Source organism: Pseudomonas sp. RHF3.3-3 (genome assembly GCF_048069595.1).
Lineage (GTDB): Bacteria > Pseudomonadota > Gammaproteobacteria > Pseudomonadales > Pseudomonadaceae > Aquipseudomonas > Aquipseudomonas fuscovaginae_B.
This window is the reverse complement of record NZ_CP182250.1, coordinates 4,429,690-4,450,817: the sequence shown is the minus strand read 5'-3', so window position 1 is coordinate 4,450,817 and position 21,128 is coordinate 4,429,690. Positions and strand designations below refer to the sequence as shown.

General features: G+C 68.0%; 2 protein-coding genes (1 of these 2 running past the window's edge). Both read left to right on the top strand.

The features are described from left to right. The first annotated feature begins 470 nt into the window (after nt 1-470). Nucleotides 471-6,872 carry an amino acid adenylation domain-containing protein gene (locus ACMGT0_RS19580; RefSeq protein ID WP_416769360.1) on the top strand — a complete coding sequence of 2,134 codons (6,402 nt, stop codon included), beginning with the start codon at nt 471-473 and terminating at the stop codon, nt 6,870-6,872. A 446-nt stretch (nt 6,873-7,318) separates the two neighbouring features. Beyond that, nucleotides 7,319-21,128, top strand: partial view of a non-ribosomal peptide synthase/polyketide synthase gene (locus ACMGT0_RS19575; protein WP_416769358.1) — the 5' portion only. Its footprint extends 8,894 nt past the window's final position; only the first 13,810 of its 22,704 coding nucleotides appear in the window; its start codon is at nt 7,319-7,321; its stop codon lies beyond the right edge, outside the window.

Genomic DNA, 21,128 nt, shown 5'->3' with positions numbered 1-21,128 from the left:
CGGGAGTGCTCTGGCATCCGTGTTTGCAAGCAAGCCTCTTCTCCCTGAAGAGGATTACGGACCGGATTTAATCTTATACATCAGTCTGGCGTCTGTAATGGAAAACCGGGACACAAAATGACATGGAAAAACCCTGGGCTGCGCGGGCATTGCTGGAGATGAAAGCCCCGGCGTCAGGGCCGCCACTGTTTGAGTATGAAAAATAACTCTTTGATTTTTAAAAACTATTTTGATCGGTTTGGTTGCTGCGCCGAATTGTCTTACCCAGGTTTGTAGCTGATTTCCTACAGCGAATTGGGCTGATGTACTCGGGGGATTCGAGCAAGCCGTGGCCGGCGAATCCGTCCACACTGGCCCGGATGAGTACGCCAGCGATCAGCGCCTGCTCATCGTGTCGTCTTCGCCGACAGCGCGTGGTGATCGAGGGATCACCGCCTGGATTTTCCCTGCCAATACAACGAGAAGGATCTATGGAAAGGTTTTTTTCACCGGCCGCCGCCGAGGCTGCCCGTCCGGCTTCCGTGCCTTACCCGCTCACCGCCGCTCAACAGGATATCTGGCTGGACCAGTCGAGTCGGGGTGATTCGCCGTTGTACAACATTGGCGGTTATGTCGAGTTGCGTGGCGCGGTGGATCCGTCGCTGCTGCGAAGCGCGATCGAGTTCCTGGTACAGCGTCACGATGCCCTGCGCACGGTGCTGCAGCCCGGTACCGACGGCCTGCCGCAGCAGCGGTTTGTCGAGCGGCTGGAGGTACGGGTCCCCCTGTATTGCTTCGCCGACCATGCCGAGCCGCTGGCCGCCGCGCTGGAACGGGTCGAGCAAGAGATGGCCCAGGTCTATCCGCTGGATGGTTCACCGCTGTTCCGGTTTTTCCTGATGCGCCTGAGTGACGACCACTACCTGCTGGGCACCCAGGCGCACCACCTGATTCTCGACGGCTGGGGTTTTGGCCAGATGCTCGCGGACCTGGGGCGGATCTACAGCGCCCTGGTGCGGGGCGAGGAGGTCGCCGACGCGGCGGCCTCCTATGTCGACTTCATCGAGGAGGACCGGCTCTACCAGGCCTCGCCGCGTTACCTGCGCGATCGCGACTATTGGCTCGACAAGTACCGCACGCTCCCCGAGCCCATGCTGCTGCCCCGTCATCGCGAGCGTCCGCTCGCGGGTACGCCACCCGGCGACAGCGTGGTGCAGGCATTCCCCACGGCGTTGCACGAGCGCATGCAGAACCTGGCGAAGGTCTGCCAGGCCTCGACCTTTCATGTCTGGCTGGCTGCGCTGTACCTGTGCTTTACCCGCAGCCACCAGCGCGACGAGTGGGTGGTCGGGTTGCCGATCCTCAATCGCAGCCATGCCCGCTTCAAGGCGACCGTGGGGCTGTTCGCCCAGGTCAGCCCGACGCGGCTGGCATTCCCTGACGACACGCCGTTCGGCGAACTGGTGCGGGGTATCGGCCAGGTGCTGCGACAGGACCTGCGTCACCAGCGCTTTCCCCTGAGCGAACTCAATCGCGGCCTGGGCCTGCTGCGTGAGGACCGCGCGCAACTGTTCGAGGTGTCGGTGTCCTATGAACAGGATGACCATGACTACCGTTATGGGCAGGTGCCGGCACACACGGTCAAGGTTTCCAACCGTCACGAATCGATGCCGCTGGCGATTCACCTGCGCAGCAATCGCTTCAACGACCGGGTCTGGATGCATTGCGTCTACGACGCGGCGTACTTCGAGGCGGGGGAGGTCGAGGCGCTGGCCGCGCGGGTCATCCATGTGCTCGAACAGGGCCTGGCGAATGCCAGGCTGCCGTTGGCCGCCTTCTCCCTGCTCGCGCCACAGGAAGCCGGGCGGCTGGCGCAGTGGAACGACAGCGTGGCCGACTACCGCCACGACGTGACCCTTCACCGGCGTATCGAGGAACAGGCCGCCGCCCGCCCCGAGGCCGTGGCGGCGGTGCACCAGGGCCGTTCGCTGAGCTATGCCGAGCTGAACCGGCGCGCCAACGCCCTGGCCGCCCACCTGCAGGAGCTGGGTGTGCGCCCTGACGACCGGGTGGCGATCGTCGCCCGGCGCGGGCTGGAGACGCTGGTGGCGCTGCTGGCCATCCTCAAGTCCGGGGCGGCCTATGTCCCGGTCGACCCGAGCCATCCCGACGAGCGTCTGCGCTACCTGCTCGATGACAGCGCGCCGGTGGCGGTACTGGCCCAGCGCGAACTGCTGGCGCGCCTGTCGCCTTCATCGGTGCCCCTGATCGAACTGGACAGCCAGCGCTGGCACGCCGGCAGCGATGCCAATCCGCAGGTTACCGGGCTCGGTGCGCAGCACCTGGCCTATGTGATCTATACCTCCGGCTCCACCGGCCTGCCCAAGGGGGTGATGGTCGAGCACCGGACGCTGTCCAACCTGGTGGACTGGCACAACCGTGCCTTCGATCTCGGTCGGCACAGCCACGTCTCCAGCCTGGCCGGGTTCGGCTTCGACGCCATGGCCTGGGAGATCTGGCCGACGCTTTGCGCCGGGGCGACCCTGCACCTGGCGCCGGTATCCGCAGGGGCCGAGGACCTCGACGCGCTACTGGCCTGGTGGTGCGCGCAGCCGCTGGATATCAGTTTCCTGCCCACGCCGGTGGCTGAATACGCCTTCAGCCGCGAGCTGGACCACCCGACCCTGCGCACCCTGCTGATCGGTGGCGATCGCCTGCGCCAGTTCAGCCAGGCCCGACGCTTCGCCGTGGTCAACAATTATGGCCCGACCGAGACCACGGTGGTCGCCACCTCCGGCGCCCTGTCGCCCGGCCGGGTGCTGCCGATCGGCCGGCCGGTGGCCAACACGCGGATCTATCTGCTCGATGAGCAGCGGCGCCTGCTGCCGATTGGCGCTACCGGCGAGTTGTACATCGGCGGAGCCGGGGTGGCGCGGGGCTACCTGAACCGTGCCGAACTGACCGCCGAGCGTTTTCTGGACGACCCCTACAGCGACGAGCCGGGAGCGCGCATGTACCGCACCGGCGACCTGGCGCGCTGGCACCAGGACGGCAGCCTGGAATACCTGGGGCGCAACGATGACCAGGTGAAGATCCGCGGTGTGCGGGTCGAGCTGGGCGAGATCGAGGCCGCGGTGACCAGCCATCCGTCGGTGCGCGAAGCGGTGGTGCAACTGCGCGACGGGCGCCTGCTGGCCTGGTTTATCGCCGATCGGGCGCTGCCTGCGCAGACCTTGCACGGCCATTTGCAGGGCCAACTGCCGGGGCACCTGCTGCCGAGCGCCTACGTGCAACTGCACGCCTGGCCACTGACGGCCAACGGCAAGCTTGACCGCCGGGCCCTGCCGGCCCCGGACAGCGAGGCGCTGGTCAGCCGCGAGTACCAGGCGCCCGAGGGGGCGGTCGAAGGCACCCTGGCGCTGATCTGGGCCGAGTTGCTGCAGGTCGAGCGGGTCGGGCGCCAGGATCATTTCTTCGAACTGGGAGGCAACTCGCTGCTGGCCGTGGCACTGGTCGAGCGCATGCGCCAGGCCGGCCTGCAGGCCGATGTCCAGGTGCTGTTCGGCCAGCCGACCCTGGCGGCGCTGGCTGCCTCGGTGACGGCGCGCCAGGCCGTCGAGGTCCCCGCCAACCGGGTCGCAGCCGATTGCCAGTCCCTTACCCCGTCGATGCTGGCCCTGGTAGAACTGCAGCAGGAGGTCATCGACCGGATCGTCGCCGGCGTCCCCGGCCACGCCGCCAACGTGCAGGAAATCTATCCGCTGGCGCCGCTGCAGGAAGGGCTGCTCTATCACCACATGACTGCCACCGCGGGCGATCCCTACCAGCAATACGCGTTGTTCGCCTTCGATGATCGCCAGCGCCTGGAGGCCTTTGCCCAGGCGCTGCAGGCGGTGATCGCGCGGCACGACATCCTGCGCACCAGCCTGGCCTGGGAAGGCCTCGAACAACCGATGCAGGTGGTCTGGCGCGAGGCCCGGCTGGCGGTTGAAATGCCGCAGCTGGCAGCCGAGGGGGGGGACGTCGGTGCGCAGTTGCTGGCGCGTTTCGACCCGGTACAGCGTCCGCTGGACATCCGCCAGGCACCGCTGATGGCGCTGGCCTGCGCCGAAGATGCCGCGAATGGCCGCTGGGTGGGCCTGCTGCGTTTCCATCACCTGATCAACGATGCGACGTCCACCGCCGTGCTGTTGGCGGAAATCAATGCGCACATGCGCGGCCATGAGCACCAGCTCGCATCTTCGGTGCCGTACCGCAACTACGTCGCGCAAGTCCGTCAGGACGAGCGGCAAGCCGGGCACGAGGCGTTTTTCCGTGAACTGCTGGGTGATGTCGAGGAGCCGACGCTGGCGTTCGGGATGCAGCGGCGCCAGGGCGACAGCCAGGACCATGAACGCCTGGAGCAGGCGCTGGACGGCGAGCTGGCCCGGCGTCTGCGCGGTGTGGCCCGGCAACTGGGGGTGAGCGCCGCGAGCCTCTACCATCTGGCCTGGGCACAGGTGCTGGGCGGGTTGTCGGGCCGTGACGATGTGGTGTTCGGTACCGTGCTGCTGGGCCGTTTGCAGGCCGGGGCGGGGGCCGACCGGGCCCTGGGCATGTTCATCAATACCTTGCCCTTGCGGATAAACCTGGGCGGCAAGAGCGTGGTCGATGCCCTGCGGCATACCCACCAGCGGCTGACCGAGCTGCTGGCCCACGAGCATGCGCCGCTGGCCCTGGCCCAGCGTTGCAGCGCGGTTCCCGCCACCACACCGCTGTTCAACAGCCTGCTCAACTACCGGCATAGTGCCGCGGCACCGGTGGGCGCGGTGCACACCGGCGTCGAGCTGCTGGACAGTGCGCAGATCGTCAGTCACCTGGTGATGCTGTCGATCGACGATCTCGGCGAGGACTATCGCCTGGCGGCCACAGCCCCGCGGTCGCTGGGTGCGCAACGGGTGCTGGACTACCTGGAAACGGCCCTGGAGGGGCTGGTGGAAGCCCTCGCCCGGGCACCGGGCACGGCCCTCGACCGCTTGCCGATCCTGCCGCCGGCGGAGCGTCGGTACCTGCTGGACGAGCTCAATGCGACACAGGCCGACCACCCGCTGGAGCAATGCATTCAGGCCCTGTTCGAGCAGCAGGTGCGCCGGACCCCGGACGCCGTGGCGCTGGTGGCCGGCGAGCGGCAACTGTCCTATCGCGAGCTCAATGAACGGGCCAACCAGTTGGCCTGCCATCTGCGCGAGCAGGGCGTGCGACCGGATACGCGGGTGGCGATCTGCGTCGAGCGTGGACCGGAGCTGGTCATCGGCCTGTGGGCGATCGTCAAGGCCGGTGGTGTCTATCTGCCGTTGGATCCGGGCTATCCGCTGGAGCGCCTGGTCTACATGTTGCAGGACAGCTCGGCGGTGGCGGTGCTGGTGCACCAGGCGACGCGCGACCTGTTGGGGTCGGTGACCCTCCCGCTGGTCGATTTCGACCGCAACACCTGGCACGACCGCCCGGTCAGCGACCCGGTGATCGCCGACCTCGGCCCGTCGAACCTGGCCTATGTGATCTATACCTCCGGTTCCACCGGCACGCCCAAGGGCGTTGCGCTCGAACACCGTGGCCTGTGCAACCTGATGCACTGGAGTTCGAAGCTGTGCCCGGACATGGGCAACAGTGGCCTGCTGCAGAAGGCGCCGTTCAGTTTCGACGGTTCGATCTGGGAGTTCTTCTGGCCGCTGACCGTCGGCATGCGCCTGGTGCTGGCGCGGCCCGACGGGCATCGCGATCCGGACTACCTGGTGCGCCTGGTGCGCGAGCAGCGGATCCGTGTGATCAAGTTCGTACCGGCGATGCTGCAGCAGTTCCTCGAGCAGGGCGAGGTCAGCCAGTGCACCAGCCTGACGGACGTCTTCTGTGGCGGTGGTGAACTGACGGCGGCGTTGGCCCAGGCGGTGCAGGCGAAGTTGCCGCAGGTGCGCCTGCACAACGTCTATGGCCCGACCGAGGCCACGGTCGACAGCACCGCCTGGACCCTGGAGCCGGGCGCGCCGGTACCGGCGCTGCAACTGCCGATCGGCCGGCCGATCTGCAACACCCGGGTGTACGTGCTCGATGCCCATGATCGGCCGGTACCACTGGGGGTGAGCGGGCAACTGCATATCGGCGGTGTCGGTGTCGCCCGCGGCTACCTCGGCCTGGCGAAGCTGACGGCCGAACGCTTCATCGACAGTCCGTTCGTGGCGGGTGATCGCCTGTACCGGACGGGCGACCTGGTGCGTTACCGCGCCGATGGCAACCTCGAGTTCCTCGGCCGGGACGACTTCCAGGTGAAGCTGCATGGCTTGCGCCTGGAACTGGGCGAGATCGAGGCGGCGCTGCTGTCGCATGAGGCGCTGCGCGAAGTGGCGGTGCTGATGCGTGACGAGCGGCTGGTGGCCTACTTCACGGCACGGGTGGCCGGCCAGGTGCCGACGATCGAGGCGCTGCGTGGCTACCTGCTGGGGCTGCTGCCGGACTACATGGTGCCTTCGGCCTACGTGCAGCTCGACGTGCTGCCGTTGAGTCCCAACGGCAAGCTCGATCGGCGGGCCTTGCCGGCGCCGGGCCAGGATGCGGTGATCAGTCGCGACTACGAGGCGCCTCGTGGTCCGGTGGAGATCGCCCTGGCCGAGATCTGGGCCGAGGTGCTGAAGATCGAGCGGGTAGGGCGCAACGACCACTTCTTCGAGCTGGGCGGGCACTCGCTGCTGGCGGTCAGTCTGGTGGCGCGGATGCGCCAGGCGGGACTGAATGCCGATGCGCGGGAGGTGTTCAGCCAGCCGACCCTGGCGGCACTGGCGGCCAAGTCCGTCGGCCGCGTGCAGCAGGTACAGGTGCCGGCGACCACCATTCCGACCCTGAACCGCAAGCGTCGCCTGTAGCGGTGACGCTGCGCTGACTTGCTGCGCGGTGGCAGCAAGACCGCTATCGCCAGCCAGCCGGCTCCCACGGGGCTCGTGTCATGCGCTCATTCCGGGCATGACGCGGTCCCTGTCGGAGCCGGCTTGTCGTGGGCGGCATTCCGACGATCCGCCTTGGGCGACCCTTCACTCCCTCCTCTCAAAAAGTTCCGCAAAGACCCCTCCAGCCCGGGACAGATGTCGGGGGGTGTCCCCGCTTGCCGTGTCAGCCACTGCCATGCGGATGATTTAGTTTCTCAAATACCGAAACAGTGATGGCTAATTGACGCCATTTTTCCTTCAACCTCCTGTGCGAGCCGGCCAGAAATGCCGCTCCGCCAGTACAAGGGCGCGCCGTACCGCTGACACGTTGCCTTTGAAAATGGACTTTCTCGTCAACCGTTTCCGAATTTAAAGCAGGTCTCACTATGCAGTTCAGTGAATTGATGGCAGTTATTTCCACCCATGCGATCCGTCTTCAAAGGGAAGATGACGATCTGGTGATCCTGGGTAACGACGATGCGCTGGACGATGCGCTGTGGGACCAGTTGAGCCGTTACAAGGCCCAGTTGCTGGAGCTGGTGGCCCGACATGATGGCGACTGGCTGAGCCCGGCCTTTCGCATCACCCCGGACATGCTGCCGCTGGTGAGCCTGGACCAGGAGGCCATCGACCGCATCGTCGCCACGGTTCCCGGCGGCGCGGCGAACCTGCAGGACATCTACCCGCTGGCGCCCCTGCAGAGCGGCATGCTCTACCACCATCTGTCCGCCCCCCAGGGCGACCCCTACGTGCTGCAGGCGCAGTTCGCCTTCGACAGCCGCGAGCGCCTGGAGCGTTTCGCCGAGGCCCTGCAATGGGTGATCGGCCGGCACGATATCCTGCGCACCTCGATCGCCTGGGAAAGCCTGGACGAGCCGCTGCAGGTGGTCTGGCGCGAGGCGCCGCTGGTCTGCGAGCAATACCGGCCGCAGACCCTGGACGGCGATGTGCTGGCCCGTCTGCGCGAGGCCCACGATGCCCGCGACTACCGCCTCGACCTGCGCCAGGCGCCATTGCTGAGGCTGGTGTTCGCTGAGGATGAGGCCAACCGGCGGGTGGTCGCGCTGTTGCTGTTCCATCACATGGTCATGGACCACACCGGGCTGGACGTGGTGCGCCAGGAGATCGCCGCCTGCCTGCGCGGGGAGGCCGGGCAGGTGCCGCCGGCGGTCGCGTTCCGCGATTATCTGGCCCGCGCGCGGATGAGCCTCGACGAAGCCGCGCACGAAAGCTTTTTCCGCCACATGCTGGGTGACATCGACGAGCCGACCTTGCCCTTCGGGCTGCGCGAAGTCGCGGATGATGGCATCGGCACCGAGGAGGGCCGGTTGACCCTGGAGCCCGGCCTGAGCCTGCGCCTGCGCAACCAGGCACGGCAGCTCGGGGTCAGCGCGGCGAGCCTGATGCACCTGGCCTGGGCGCGGGTGCTGGGCAGCCTGTCCGGTCGCGAGGCGGTGGTTTTCGGGACCGTGCTGCTCGGCCGGATGGATGCCGGCGAGGGCGCCGAACGGGCCCTGGGCATGTTCATCAACACCCTGCCGCTGCGGATCGACGTGGACGGGCAGGGCGTGCGAGCCGGGGTGCTCGCCACCCATGAGCGCCTGACCGCGCTGCTCGACCACGAGCAGGCGTCCCTGGCCCTGGCCCAGCGTTGCAGCGGCGTGAGCGCGCCGACGCCGCTGTTCAGCGCCATGCTCAACTATCGCCACAGCGCCGCGGGCGATGCCGCCGAGGTGATCGACGTCGCCGAGGGCGTGCAGGTGCTGGGCGCCCGGGAGCGCAGCAACTATCCGTTGAGCCTGAGTGTCGACGACCTCGGCGAAGACTTCCGCCTGACCGTTCACGTCGTGGCAGCGGCAGGCGCGCAGCGGCTCTGCGAAATGATGCGCAACGCGCTGCAGGCCCTGCAGCAGGCCCTGGAGCAGGCTCCGGATACGGCGCTGAACAGCCTGGCGATCCTGCCGGCGGCAGAGCGCGAGCAGGTGCTGGTGGCGTTCAACGGCAGCGCGGTCGACTTCCCGCGCGGGCACACCGTGCATGGCCTGTTCGAGGCCCAGGTCGAGCGCTTGCCCGAGGCGGTGGCCATGGTGCAGGGCGAAACTTCACTGAGCTACGGCGAGCTCAATCGCCAGGCCAACCAACTGGCTCACCATCTGCGTACGCTGGGTGTGCAACCGGATGACCGCGTTGCCATCAGCCTGCAGCGCGGCCCGCAACTGCTGGTCGGGCTGCTGGCGATCCTCAAGGCCGGGGCCGGTTATGTGCCGGTCGATCCGAGCCTGCCGCTAGAGCGCCGTCGTTACCTGCTCGAAGACAGCGCACCGGTTGCCTTGCTGACCCGCAGTGAAGGGCGGGGGCAACTGCCGGCACTGTCGATTCCGGTCGTGGAGCTGGACCGGGTCACCTGGCAGGAGCAGTCCGTCGACAACCCGGCGCCGGGCGCGTTGACCCCCGCGCACCTGGCCTATGTGATCTACACCTCCGGTTCCACCGGTCTGCCGAAAGGGGTGATGGTCGAGCACCGTACCGTGGAGAACCTGGTGCACTGGCACCGCACGGCCTTCGACCTGCAGCCCGGTGGCCATGCCTCCAGTGTCGCCGGTTTCGGTTTCGACGCCATGGCCTGGGAAGTCTGGTCGACGCTGTGCGTCGGCGCGACCCTGCACCTGCCGCCGGAGGATATCGGACACCAGGAGATCGACCGGTTGCTGGCCTGGTGGCAGGCCCAGCCACTGGACGTGTGCTTCCTGGCGACGCCGATTGCCGAGCATGTCTTCGCCCAACGACTTGAGCACCCGACCCTGCGCACCCTGCTAATCGGTGGCGACCGCCTGCGTCAGTTCAGCCAGGCGCAGCGCTTCGCGGTGATCAACAACTACGGTCCGACCGAAGCCACGGTGGTGGCGACCTCCGGCCTGATGGAAGCCGGGCAGGTGCTGCATATCGGCAGGCCGATCGCCAATGCCCAGGTCTACCTGCTGGACGAGCGACAACAACCGGTACCGATTGGCGTGGCCGGTGAGTTGTACATCGGCGGTGTCGGGGTGGCGCGGGGTTATCTCAACCGTCCGGATCTGACCGCCGAACGTTTCATCCGCGATCCCTTCAGCGCCGATCCGCAGGCGCGCCTCTACCGTACCGGCGACCAGGCCCGCTGGCTGGCCGATGGCAATCTCGACTACCTCGGACGTAACGACGACCAACTGAAGATCCGCGGGGTGCGCATCGAGCCGGGTGAAATCGAGGCGGCGCTGAACAGCCATGAGGTCATCGGCGAATCCGTGGTGCTGGTCCGCGATGGTCGTCTGGTGGCCTGGTTCACCGCCAGCGAAGCCCTGGCGATCGAAGCCCTGAACATCTACCTGCAGGGCCGCCTGCCGGACTACATGATCCCCTCGGCCTATGTGCAGCTCGACGCGCTGCCGCTGACCGCCAACGGCAAGCTCGATCGCCGGGCGTTGCCGGCACCGGACCAGCAGGCGCTGCTGAACCGGGCGTTCGAGGCCCCGCAAGGGGAGGTCGAAACCGCCCTGGCGCGGATCTGGGCCGAAGTGCTCAAGGTCGAGCGGGTCGGACGCCACGACCATTTCTTCGAATTGGGCGGCCACTCGCTGTCGGCGGTGATCCTGATCGAACGCATGCGCCAGGTGGGCTTGAGCACCGACGTGCGGGTGCTGTTCAGCCAGCCGACCCTCGCGGCGCTGGCCGCGGCCATCGGCAGCGGCCGCGAAGTCGAGGTGCCGGAAAATCGCATTCCCGCCGATTGCCGGCACATTACCCCGGACCTGTTGCCACTGATCGAGCTGGACCAGGCGAGCATCGACCGTATCGTCGCGACGGTGCCCGGTGGGGCGGCCAATGTGCAGGATATCTACCCGCTGGCGCCGTTGCAGGAAGGCATCCTCTATCACCACATGAGCGCCGAACAGGGCGATCCGTACCTGTTGCAGGCGCAGTTGGCCTTTGACGGCCTGGAGCGTCTGCAGACCTTCGCCGCCGCCTTGCAGCAGGTGGTCCGGCGCCACGATATCCTGCGCACCAGCGTGCTCTGGGAGGGCCTGGAGCAGCCGGTGCAGGTGGTCTGGCGCGAGGTCGAACTGCCGGTCCGGGAGGAGCGTTTCGACGCGGCTGGTGGCGAGGTGCTCGAGCAACTGCTGCAACGCTTCGACGCCCGTGCCTATCGCCTGGACATCCGCCAGGCGCCGCTGATGCAACTGGCCTATGCGCAGGACCCGGCGCGGCAGCGGATCGTCGCGGTGCTGATGTTCCACCACCTGGCCATGGACCATACCGCGCTGGCGGTGGTGGTGCAGGAAATCCGCAGCCTGCTATTGGAGCAGGGCGAGCGCCTGGGCGCGGCGGTGCCGTATCGCAACTACGTGGCCCAGGCCCTGCTGGGGGCCAGCGAACAGGAGCACGAAGCGTTCTTCCGCGACATGCTCGGCGATATCGACGAGCCGACCCTGCCATTCGGCCTGCAGGACGTGCAGGGCGACGGGCGCGAGATCGAGTCGGCCCTGCTGCCGCTCGACGCCGAACTGAACCGCCGGCTGCGCGAGCAGGCACGCCTGCTCGGGGTCAGCGTGGCGAGCCTGATGCACCTGGCCTGGGCCCGGGTGCTGGCGGCCACTTCCGGCAAGGACAGCGTGGTGTTCGGCACCGTGCTGATGGGCCGCCTGCAGGGCGGCGAGGGCGCCGATCGCGCCCTGGGCATGTTCATCAACACCCTGCCGCTACGGGTCGAGGTCGGCGACACGTCGGTGCGTGCCGGGGTCAAGGCGACCCATGCCCGGCTGACCGCCTTGCTCGCCCACGAACACGCCTCGCTGGCCCTGGCCCAGCGCTGCAGCGCGGTGGAGGCGTCGCTGCCGCTGTTCAGCGCCCTGCTCAACTACCGTCATAGCGCCGCCGATGAGCGCCCGGCAGCCGGCCAGGGGCTCTGGGACGGCATCCAGTCCCTGGGGGGCGAGGAGCGCAGCAACTACCCGTTGACCCTGAGTGTCGATGACATCGGCAGCGGCTTCGAGCTGCGCGTGCTGGCGGCGCTGTCCGTGGGGGCGCAGCGCATGGCCGACTACATGTGCGCTGCGCTGGAACACCTGGTGCTGGCACTGGAACAGGCTCCGGAACAGGCCCTCGGCCAACTGTCGGTCCTGCCGGCGGCGGAGCGGCAGCAGGTCCTGTTCGACTTCAATGCCCGCCAACGCGACTACCCGAGCGAGCAGACCCTGCACCGGCTGTTCGAGATTCGTGCCGCGGCCCACCCGGATGCGCCGGCGGTGGTCCATGGCGAGCAGGTGCTCGGCTATGGCGAACTCAACCGCCGTGCCAACCGCCTGGCCCATCATCTGCTGGGGCTCGGCGTACGACCGGGCGAGCACCTGGCGATCCTGCTGGAGCGCTCGGCGGACCTGCTGGTCAGCCAACTGGCGATCAGCAAATGCGCCGCGGCCTACGTGCCGCTGGATATCAACGCACCGCTCGAGCGCCAGCGTTTCATGCTCGAGGACAGCCAGGCGTCGTGGCTGCTGACCACCCACGACCAGCCGGACGAGCACGGCGTACGACGCATCGAGCTGGACCGGCTGGCCGTCGAGGCGCTGGCGACCGATGACCCGGATCTGCCGCAGTCGGCCGAGGCGCTGGCCTACATCATGTACACCTCCGGCTCCACCGGTACCCCCAAGGGCGTACTGGTGCCGCACCGGGCGGTCGCGCGATTGGTGCTGAACAACGGTTATGCCGAGTTCAACGAGCGGGACCGGGTGGCCTTCGCCGCCAACCCGGCGTTCGACGCCAGCACCCTGGAAGTCTGGGCGCCGCTGCTCAATGGCGGCTGCGTGGTGGTGGTCGACCAGGATGTGCTGCTGTCCCGCGACGCCCTGGCGAACCTGCTGCGCGAGCAGGCGGTCAGCGTGCTGTGGATGACCGCCGGGCTGTTCCACCAGTATGCCGATGGCCTGATGGAAAGTTTCCGGGCCCTGCGCTACCTGATCGTCGGGGGCGACGTGCTCGACCCGGCAGTGATCGAACGGGTGCTGCGTGACGGCGCGCCACAACACCTGCTCAACGGCTACGGTCCGACCGAAGCGACCACGTTCTCCACCACCTACGAGATCACCACGGTCGAGGGTGGCAGCATTCCGATCGGCCGGCCCATCGGCAACAGCCGGGCCTATGTGCTCGATGCCCGGCAGCAGCCGGTGCCGGTGGGTGCGGTGGGTGAGCTGTACGTGGCTGGCGCAGGGGTTGCCAGGGGCTATCTGAACCAGCCTGAGCTGAGCGCCGAAACATTCATGGCCGATCCATTCGCCGGCGGTTCGATGTACCGGACCGGCGACCTGGTGCGCTGGCGTGCCGACGGCAATCTGGAGTATCTGGGGCGCAACGACAACCAGGTGAAGATCCGCGGCTTCCGTATCGAGCTGGGCGAGATCGAGACCCGCCTGGGACGCCATCCGCAGGTCCGCGACGTGGCCGTGCTGGTGCGTGAGGTCGCCCCCGGTGACAAGCGCCTGGTGGCCTGGTTCAGCGCCGAGGGGGCGGCTCAAACGCCCGATCCCGAAGCGCTGCGCGATTACCTGCAGGAGCAGTTGCCGGATTACATGGTGCCCTCGGCCTATGTGCAGCTCGAGGCGCTGCCGCTGACCGCCAATGGCAAGCTCGACCGCAAGGCGCTGCCGGCGCCGGACCAGAGCGCCTTGCTCAGCCGTGGCTACGAGGCGCCGCAGGGGGCGGTGGAAACCACCCTGGCGCAGATCTGGGCCGAGCTGCTGCAGGTCGGGCAGGTGGGGCGGCACGATCACTTCTTTGAACTGGGCGGGCACTCGCTGCTGGCGGTGACGCTGATCGAACGCATGCGCCAGGCCGGCCTCAACGCCGACGTGCGTGCGCTGTTCAGTCAGCCGACCCTGGCCGGCCTCGCCGCGGCGATTGGCCATGGCCGCGAGCTGCAGGTACCGGAAAATCGTATTGCCGCCGATTGCCAGCGCATCACGCCCGAGCTGCTGCCGCTGGTCGAACTGGACCAGGCGGCCATCGACCGGATCGTGGCCAGCGTGCCGGGCGGCGCGGCCAACGTGCAGGATATCTACCCGCTGACGCCGTTGCAGGAAGGCATCCTCTATCACCATCTCAGTGCCGGGCAGGGCGACCCCTACGTGTTGCAGTCGCGGCTGGCCTTCGACAGCCCGCAACGCCTACAGGCCTTCGCCGGCGCCTTGCAGCAGGTCATCGACCGCCACGACATCCTGCGTACCGGTTTCCTCTGGGAAGGCCTGGAGCAGCCGGTGCAGGTGGTCTGGCGCCGGGCCGAACTGGCGGTCCAGGCGTTGTCGCTGGAGCCGGCCGACGGCGATGTGCTGGAGCAGTTGCACAGCCGTTTCGATTCGCGCCACTACCGTCTGGACCTGAGCCGGGCACCGCTGATCCGCCTGGTGCATGCTTACGATGCACGGCGCCAGCGCACCGTCGCGGCGTTGCTGTTCCATCACCTGGTGCTGGACCACACCGCGCTCAAGGTGGTGCTCCAGGAAATGCGGGCCGGCCTGCTCGGCCAGGAGGCCGTGCTGAGCGAACCGGTGCCGTATCGCAACCATGTGGCCCAGGCGCGCCTGGGTGTCAGCGAGGCGGAGCACGAGGCATTCTTCCGCGAGATGCTGGGTAGCATCGACGAACCGACCTTGCCCTTCGGCCTGCAGGACGTGCAGAACGATGGCCGTGATATCGAGGAGGTCGCCCGGCCGTTGCCGGAGGGGCTGAGCCGTCGCCTGCGCGCTCGTGCCCGGGCGCTCGGGGTCACGGCGGCGAGCCTGTTCCACCTGGCCTGGGGCCAGGTGCTGGCGGCCACTTCCGGTCGCGAGCAGGTGGTGTTCGGCACGGTGCTGCTGGGCCGGATGCAGGGGGGGCAGGGCGCCGACCGGGCGCTGGGGATGTTCATCAATACCCTGCCATTGCGGGTGGACATCGACGCCACCCCGGCCAGGGCCGCGGTCATGGCCACCCACGCCCGGCTCACCGGGCTGATGGGACATGAACACGCCTCGCTGGCGCTGGCCCAGCGTTGCAGTGCCGTGGCGGCGCCGGCGCCGTTGTTCAGTGCCATGCTCAACTACCGCCAGAGCCGCGACGAGGAGCAGGCCGCCTGGCCGGGGATCGAGACCCTGGCCAGTGATGGCCGGACCAACTATGCGCTGAGCCTGAGTGTCAACGACCTGGGCGAAGGCTTCCGGCTGATCGCCCTGACCCTGGCCTCGGTGGGCGCGCAACGCATCTGCGAGCTGATGGAGACGGCCCTGGAGTCGCTGGTCGAGGCCCTGGAGCAACAGCCCGGTACGGCGGTGAACCGCCTGCCGGTGCTGCCGGCCGGGGAGCGCGAGCAACTGGTGTCCGGGCTCAATGCCAGCGCGGTCGACCACGCTCTCGACCCGTCGATCCATGGCTTGTTCGAGGCCCGTGTCGAGCGCGCGCCAGAGGCGCTGGCCCTGGTGGCGGACGGTCAGTCACTGAGCTATCGGGAACTGAACCGACGCGCCAACCGTCTGGCCCATTACCTGCGCGAGCAGGGGGTGGGGCCGGATGAGCGGGTGGCGATCTGCGTCGAGCGCGGCGTGGAGATGCTGGTCGGGTTGCTGGCGATCCTCAAGGCCGGCGGTGCCTATGTGCCGCTGGACCCGGGCTATCCGCAGGAGCGGATCGCCTACATGCTCAAGGACAGCGCGCCGCGGGTGGTGCTGGCGCAGGACGTCACCCTCGCGCGCCTGGGCAGCGTTGCGGTACCGCTGATCAACCTCGACCGCAATGTCTGGGCTGATCGCGCCGAGGCCAACCTGGCGCCGGTGCAGGCCTCGGACCTGGCCTACGTGATCTACACCTCCGGTTCCACCGGTACCCCCAAAGGGGTGGCGGTGGAACATCGTGGTCTGTGCAACCTGGTGCAGTGGAGTTCCCGACTGCATGGCAAGGATGCGCAGGGCGCGCTGCTGCACAAGACGCCCTTCAGCTTCGACGCCTCGGTATGGGAGCTGTTCTGGCCGCTCAGCGCCGGCCTGCGCCTGGTACTGGCACGCCCCGAGGGGCATCGCGACCCGGCCTACCTGGCGCAGTTGGTGCGTGAGCAACAGGTCAGCGTGATCCAGTTCGTTCCGGCGATGCTGCAGCAGTTCCTTGACGTGGAAGCGGCCGGCCAGTGCCACAGCCTGACCGACGTGTTCTGTGGCGGCGGCGAGCTGACCTCGGCGCTGGCCCAGGCGGTGCGCGCACGCCTGCCCTGGGTGCGCTTGCACAACGTCTACGGGCCGACCGAGGCCACGGTGGACAGTACCGTGTGGACCTTGGAGCCGGACGCAGCGGTCCCGGATTCACAACTGCCGATCGGCCGGCCGATCGACAACACCCGCCTTTATGTCCTGGACGCCCGGGATCAGCCGGTACCGCTGGGGGTCAGCGGCCAACTGCACATCGGCGGCGTCGGGGTGGCCCGCGGCTACATCGGCCTGGCCGAACTCAGTGCCGAGCGCTTCATCGACAGCCCGTTCGTGGCCGGCGAGCGCCTGTATCGCACCGGCGACCTGGTGCGCTACCGCCTCGACGGCAACCTCGAATTCCTCGGCCGCAACGACGACCAGGTCAAGCTGCGCGGCCTGCGTATCGAACTGGGCGAGGTGCAGGCGCGGCTGGCCGAGCACCCGGCGTTGACAGCTGCGGTGGCGATGGTCCGCGAGGACCTGCCGGGCGACCCGCGTCTGGTCGCCTACTACACCGCGAGCGAGGCGCAGGCGGTCGACGACCTGCGGGCCCACCTGCTGGGCTACCTGCCGGAATACATGCTGCCGACGCTGTTCGTGCACCTGCCGGCACTGCCCCTGAGCCCCAACGGCAAGCCGGATCGCAAGGCGTTGCCGGCACCGGACCAGGGCGCGCTGTCCAGCCGCGAATACGTGGCCCCGGTGGGCGAGGTCGAGACCCGCCTGGCCCGGATCTGGGCCGACCTGCTCAAGGTCGAGCGGGTGGGACGCCACGATCACTTCTTCGAACTGGGCGGCCATTCGCTGCTGGCGGTGACGCTGATCGAGCGCATGCGCCAGGCCGGCCTGAGTGCCGACATTCGCGTGCTGTTCAGCCAGCCGAGCCTGGCGGCGCTGGCCGCGGCGGTGGGCAGCGGGCGGGCGGTGACGGTACCGGAAAACCGCATTCCAGCCGATTGCCGGCAGATTACGCCGGACCTGCTGCCGTTGATCGAACTGGACCAGGCGAGCATCGACCGCATCGTCGCCAGCGTGCCCGGTGGCGCGGCCAACGTGCAGGACATCTACCCGCTGGCACCGCTGCAGGAAGGCATTCTCTATCACCACCTGAGTGCGGAGCAGGGCGACCCGTACCTGCTGCAATCGCAGATGGCCTTCGACGATCCGCAGCGCCTGCAGGCCTTTGCCGCCGCCCTGCAACAGGTCATCGATCGCCACGATATCCTGCGTACCGGCATGCTCTGGGAGGGCCTGGACCAGCCGGTGCAGGTGGTCTGGCGCAAGGCCGGGCTGGTGGTCGAGGAGGTGGCCCTGGAGCCGGCGGCCGGCGATGCGCTGGAGCAGTTGCAGGCGCGTTTCGACGCCCGCCACTATCGCCTGGATCTGAACCAGGCGCCGCTGATCCGCCTGGTGCACGGCTACGATGCTGTGCATCAACGCACGGTGGCGGTGCTGCTGTTCCATCACCTGGTGCTGGACCATACCGCCCTTGAGGTGGTCAGCGAGGAAATGCAGGCCGGCCTGCTGGGGCGGGTCGAGCCGCTGGGCGCGGCGGTGCCTTATCGCAACTACGTGGCCCAGGCGCGCCTGGGTGTCAGTGAGGAGGAGCACGAAGCCTTCTTCCGCGAGCAACTGGGCGATATCGACGAGCCGACCCTGCCATTCGGCCTGCTGGATGTGCAGGGCGATGGCCGGGCCATCGAGGAGACCAGCCAGCGGCTGCCGGTCGACCTGAATCTGCGCCTGCGGGCCCAGGCCCGGCTGCTGGGGGTGAGCGCCGCGAGCCTGTTCCATCTGGCCTGGGCCCGGGTACTGGCGGCCACCAGTGGCCGCTCGTCGGTGGTGTTCGGTACCGTTCTGCTCGGTCGCATGCAGGGCGGTGCCGGCAGCGACCGCGCCCTGGGGATGTTCATCAATACCTTGCCGCTGCGGGTCGATATCGATGCCGCGTCGGTACGCGACGCAGTCAAGGCGACCCATGACCGGCTCACCGCGCTGCTCGGTCACGAGCACGCCTCGCTGGCCCTGGCCCAGCGTTGCAGTGGGGTGGCGGCGCCGCTGCCGCTGTTCAGTGCCATGCTCAACTATCGCCACGGCAGCGCGGGCGAGCCGGATGCCGAAACCCGCCAGGCCTGGCAGGGCATCGAGGTGCTGACCAGCGAGGAGCGCACCAACTTCCCGCTGAGCCTGAACGTCGACGATCTGGGCGATGCCTTCCGCCTGGTCGCCCAGGTGGCCGAAGTGGGCGCGCAGCGGATCTGCGACTACATGCAGGTGGCGCTGGAGGCGCTGGTGCAGGCCCTGGAGTTCGAGCCGCAGTTGGCCGTCGAGCGCCTGCCGGTGCTGGGCGCGGCCGAGCGTGCGCAACTGCTCGACGGGCTCAATGCCACCGCGGTCGACTACGATCTCGAACAGACCCTGCACGGGTTGTTCGAGGCCCGGGTCGTACAGGCAGCCCAGGCTCCGGCCGTGCAGGCCGGCGAGCAGTGGCTGAGCTACGACCAATTGAACCGCCGCGCCAACCAGCTGGCCCATCACCTGCGCGAGCAGGGCGTGGGGCCGGATGCGCGGGTGGCGATCTGCGTCGAACGCGGCCTGGACATGGTCATCGGCCTGCTGGCGATCCTCAAGGCCGGTGGTGCCTACGTGCCACTGGATCCGGCTTATCCGCAGGAACGGATCGCCTACATGCTGGCCGACAGCACGCCGCTCGTCGTGTTGGTACAGGGCCGTACCCGCGGCTTGCTGGGCGAGCTGGCCGTGCCGGTGATCGACCTGGAGAACAACGTCTGGGCCCATCAGCCGGACAGCAATCCGCAGGTTCCACGACTCAGCCCACGGCACAGTGCCTACGTGATCTACACCTCCGGTTCCACCGGCCAGCCCAAGGGTGTGATCAACGAACACGCGGCGGTGGTCAACCGTCTGCTGTGGATGCAGGACAAGTATGGCCTGACCCCTGACGACGCGGTGCTGCAGAAGACCCCGTTCAGCTTCGACGTGTCGGTGTGGGAGTTCTTCTGGACGCTGTTCAGCGGCGCACGGCTGGTGATGGCCCGTCCGGAAGGGCACAAGGACCCGGTCTACCTCAGTGAGGTGATCGCGGCCGAGCGCATCACCACCCTGCATTTCGTACCGTCGATGCTCGACGTCTTCCTCGCCCATGGCGACAGCGCCCTGTGCGGTGGCGTCAAGCGGGTGATCTGCAGCGGCGAGGCGCTGCCGGGCAGTGTGGTGCGCCGGTTCAAGGCGCAGTTGCCGCACGCCGGGTTGCACAATCTCTACGGCCCGACCGAGGCCGCGGTGGACGTGACGGCCTGGGAGTGCAGCGAACCGCTCGCACAGACCCCGGACAACACGCCGATCGGCAAGCCGATCGCCAACACCCGGATGTACCTGCTGGATGCGCAACTGCAGCCGGTGCCCATGGGCGTGGTGGGCGAGTTGTACATCGGTGGCGTACAGGTGGCGCGCGGTTACCTGAACCGTCCCGAGCTGACCGCCGAGCGCTTCCTGAAGGATCCGTTCAGCCCGGCCGCCGAAGCCCGCATGTACCGCACCGGTGACATCGGCCGCTACCTGGCGGACGGCAATATTGAATACCTGGGGCGTAACGACGACCAGGTGAAGATCCGCGGCCTGCGTATCGAGCTGGGCGAGATCCAGGCGCGCCTGAGCGCTTTCCCGGCGATTCAGGAGGCAGTGGTGGTGGCCCGTGAGGACGTCGCGGGCGACAAGCGCCTGGTGGCCTACTACACGGCGGCCGATGTCCAGGACATCGATGCGCTGCGGGCCCATCTGCTGGAGCAACTGCCGGACTACATGGTTCCGGCGCTGTTCGTGCACCTGGCGGCGCTGCCGCTGAGCCCCAACGGCAAGCTCGATCGCAAGGCGCTGCCGGCGCCGGACCAGGCGGCCCTGGTCGTGCGCGAATACCAGGCGCCGCAAGGCGAGGTGGAAGTCGCCCTGGCGCGCATCTGGGCCGAAGTGCTCCGGGTCGGGCAGGTCGGGCGCCACGACAACTTCTTCGAACTGGGAGGGCATTCGCTGCTGGCGGTCAAGCTGATCGAGCGCATGCGCCAGCAGGGCCTGGCGGCCGATGTGCGGGTGCTGTTCGGCCAGCCGACCCTGGCGGCCCTGGCGGCGGCCGTGGGTGGTCAGGTCGAGGTGCAGGTGCCGGCCAACCGCATCGCCGTCGATTGCCCGCGCATCACACCGGACCTGCTGCCCCTGGCCGATCTCGACCAGGCGTCCATCGACCGTCTGGTGGAAAGCATCCCCGGCGGCGTGGCCAATGTGCAGGATATCTACGGCCTGGCGCCGTTGCAGGCGGGCATTCTCTATCACCACCTGGCGACGAGTGTCGGCGACCCCTATGTGATGCAGGCCCAGTTCGAGTTCGCCGGGCTGAAGCCGTTGCACGCCTTCGTCCACGCGCTCGACGCGGTGATCGAGCGCAACGACATCCTGCGTACCAGCGTGCATTGGCAAGGCCTGGGCGAACCGGTGCAGGTGGTCTGGCGCCGGGCGCCTCTGGCGCTCGAACGGATCGACAGCGATCCGCACGGCGGCGATGCCCTGGGGCAACTGCAGCGGCGCTTCGATCCACGCCACTACCGATTGGACCTCAACCAGGCGCCGCTGCTGCGCCTGGCCTATGCCCATGACGAGCAGGCCGACCGCTGGTTCGGCATCCTGCTGTTCCACCACATCCTGCTGGATCACACCGCTCTGGACGTGCTGGTGCACGAGATGAGCGCCAGCCTGGAAGGGCGGATGGCGCAACTGGCAGCCCCGGTGCCTTACCGCAACCAGGTGGCGCAGACCCGCCTGGGCACCAGCGAGGCCCAGCACGAGGCGTTCTTCCGCGGGATGCTCGGCGATATCGACGAGCCGACCCTGGCCTTCGGCCTGCAGGAAGTCGCTGGCGATGGCCGCGATATCGAGGAAC

Excerpts from the sequence above, each read along its gene's own strand:
- ACMGT0_RS19580 (WP_416769360.1), top strand. The coding sequence starts at position 471 with ATGGAAAGGTTTTTTTCACCGGCCGCCGCCGAGGCTGCCCGTCCGGCT.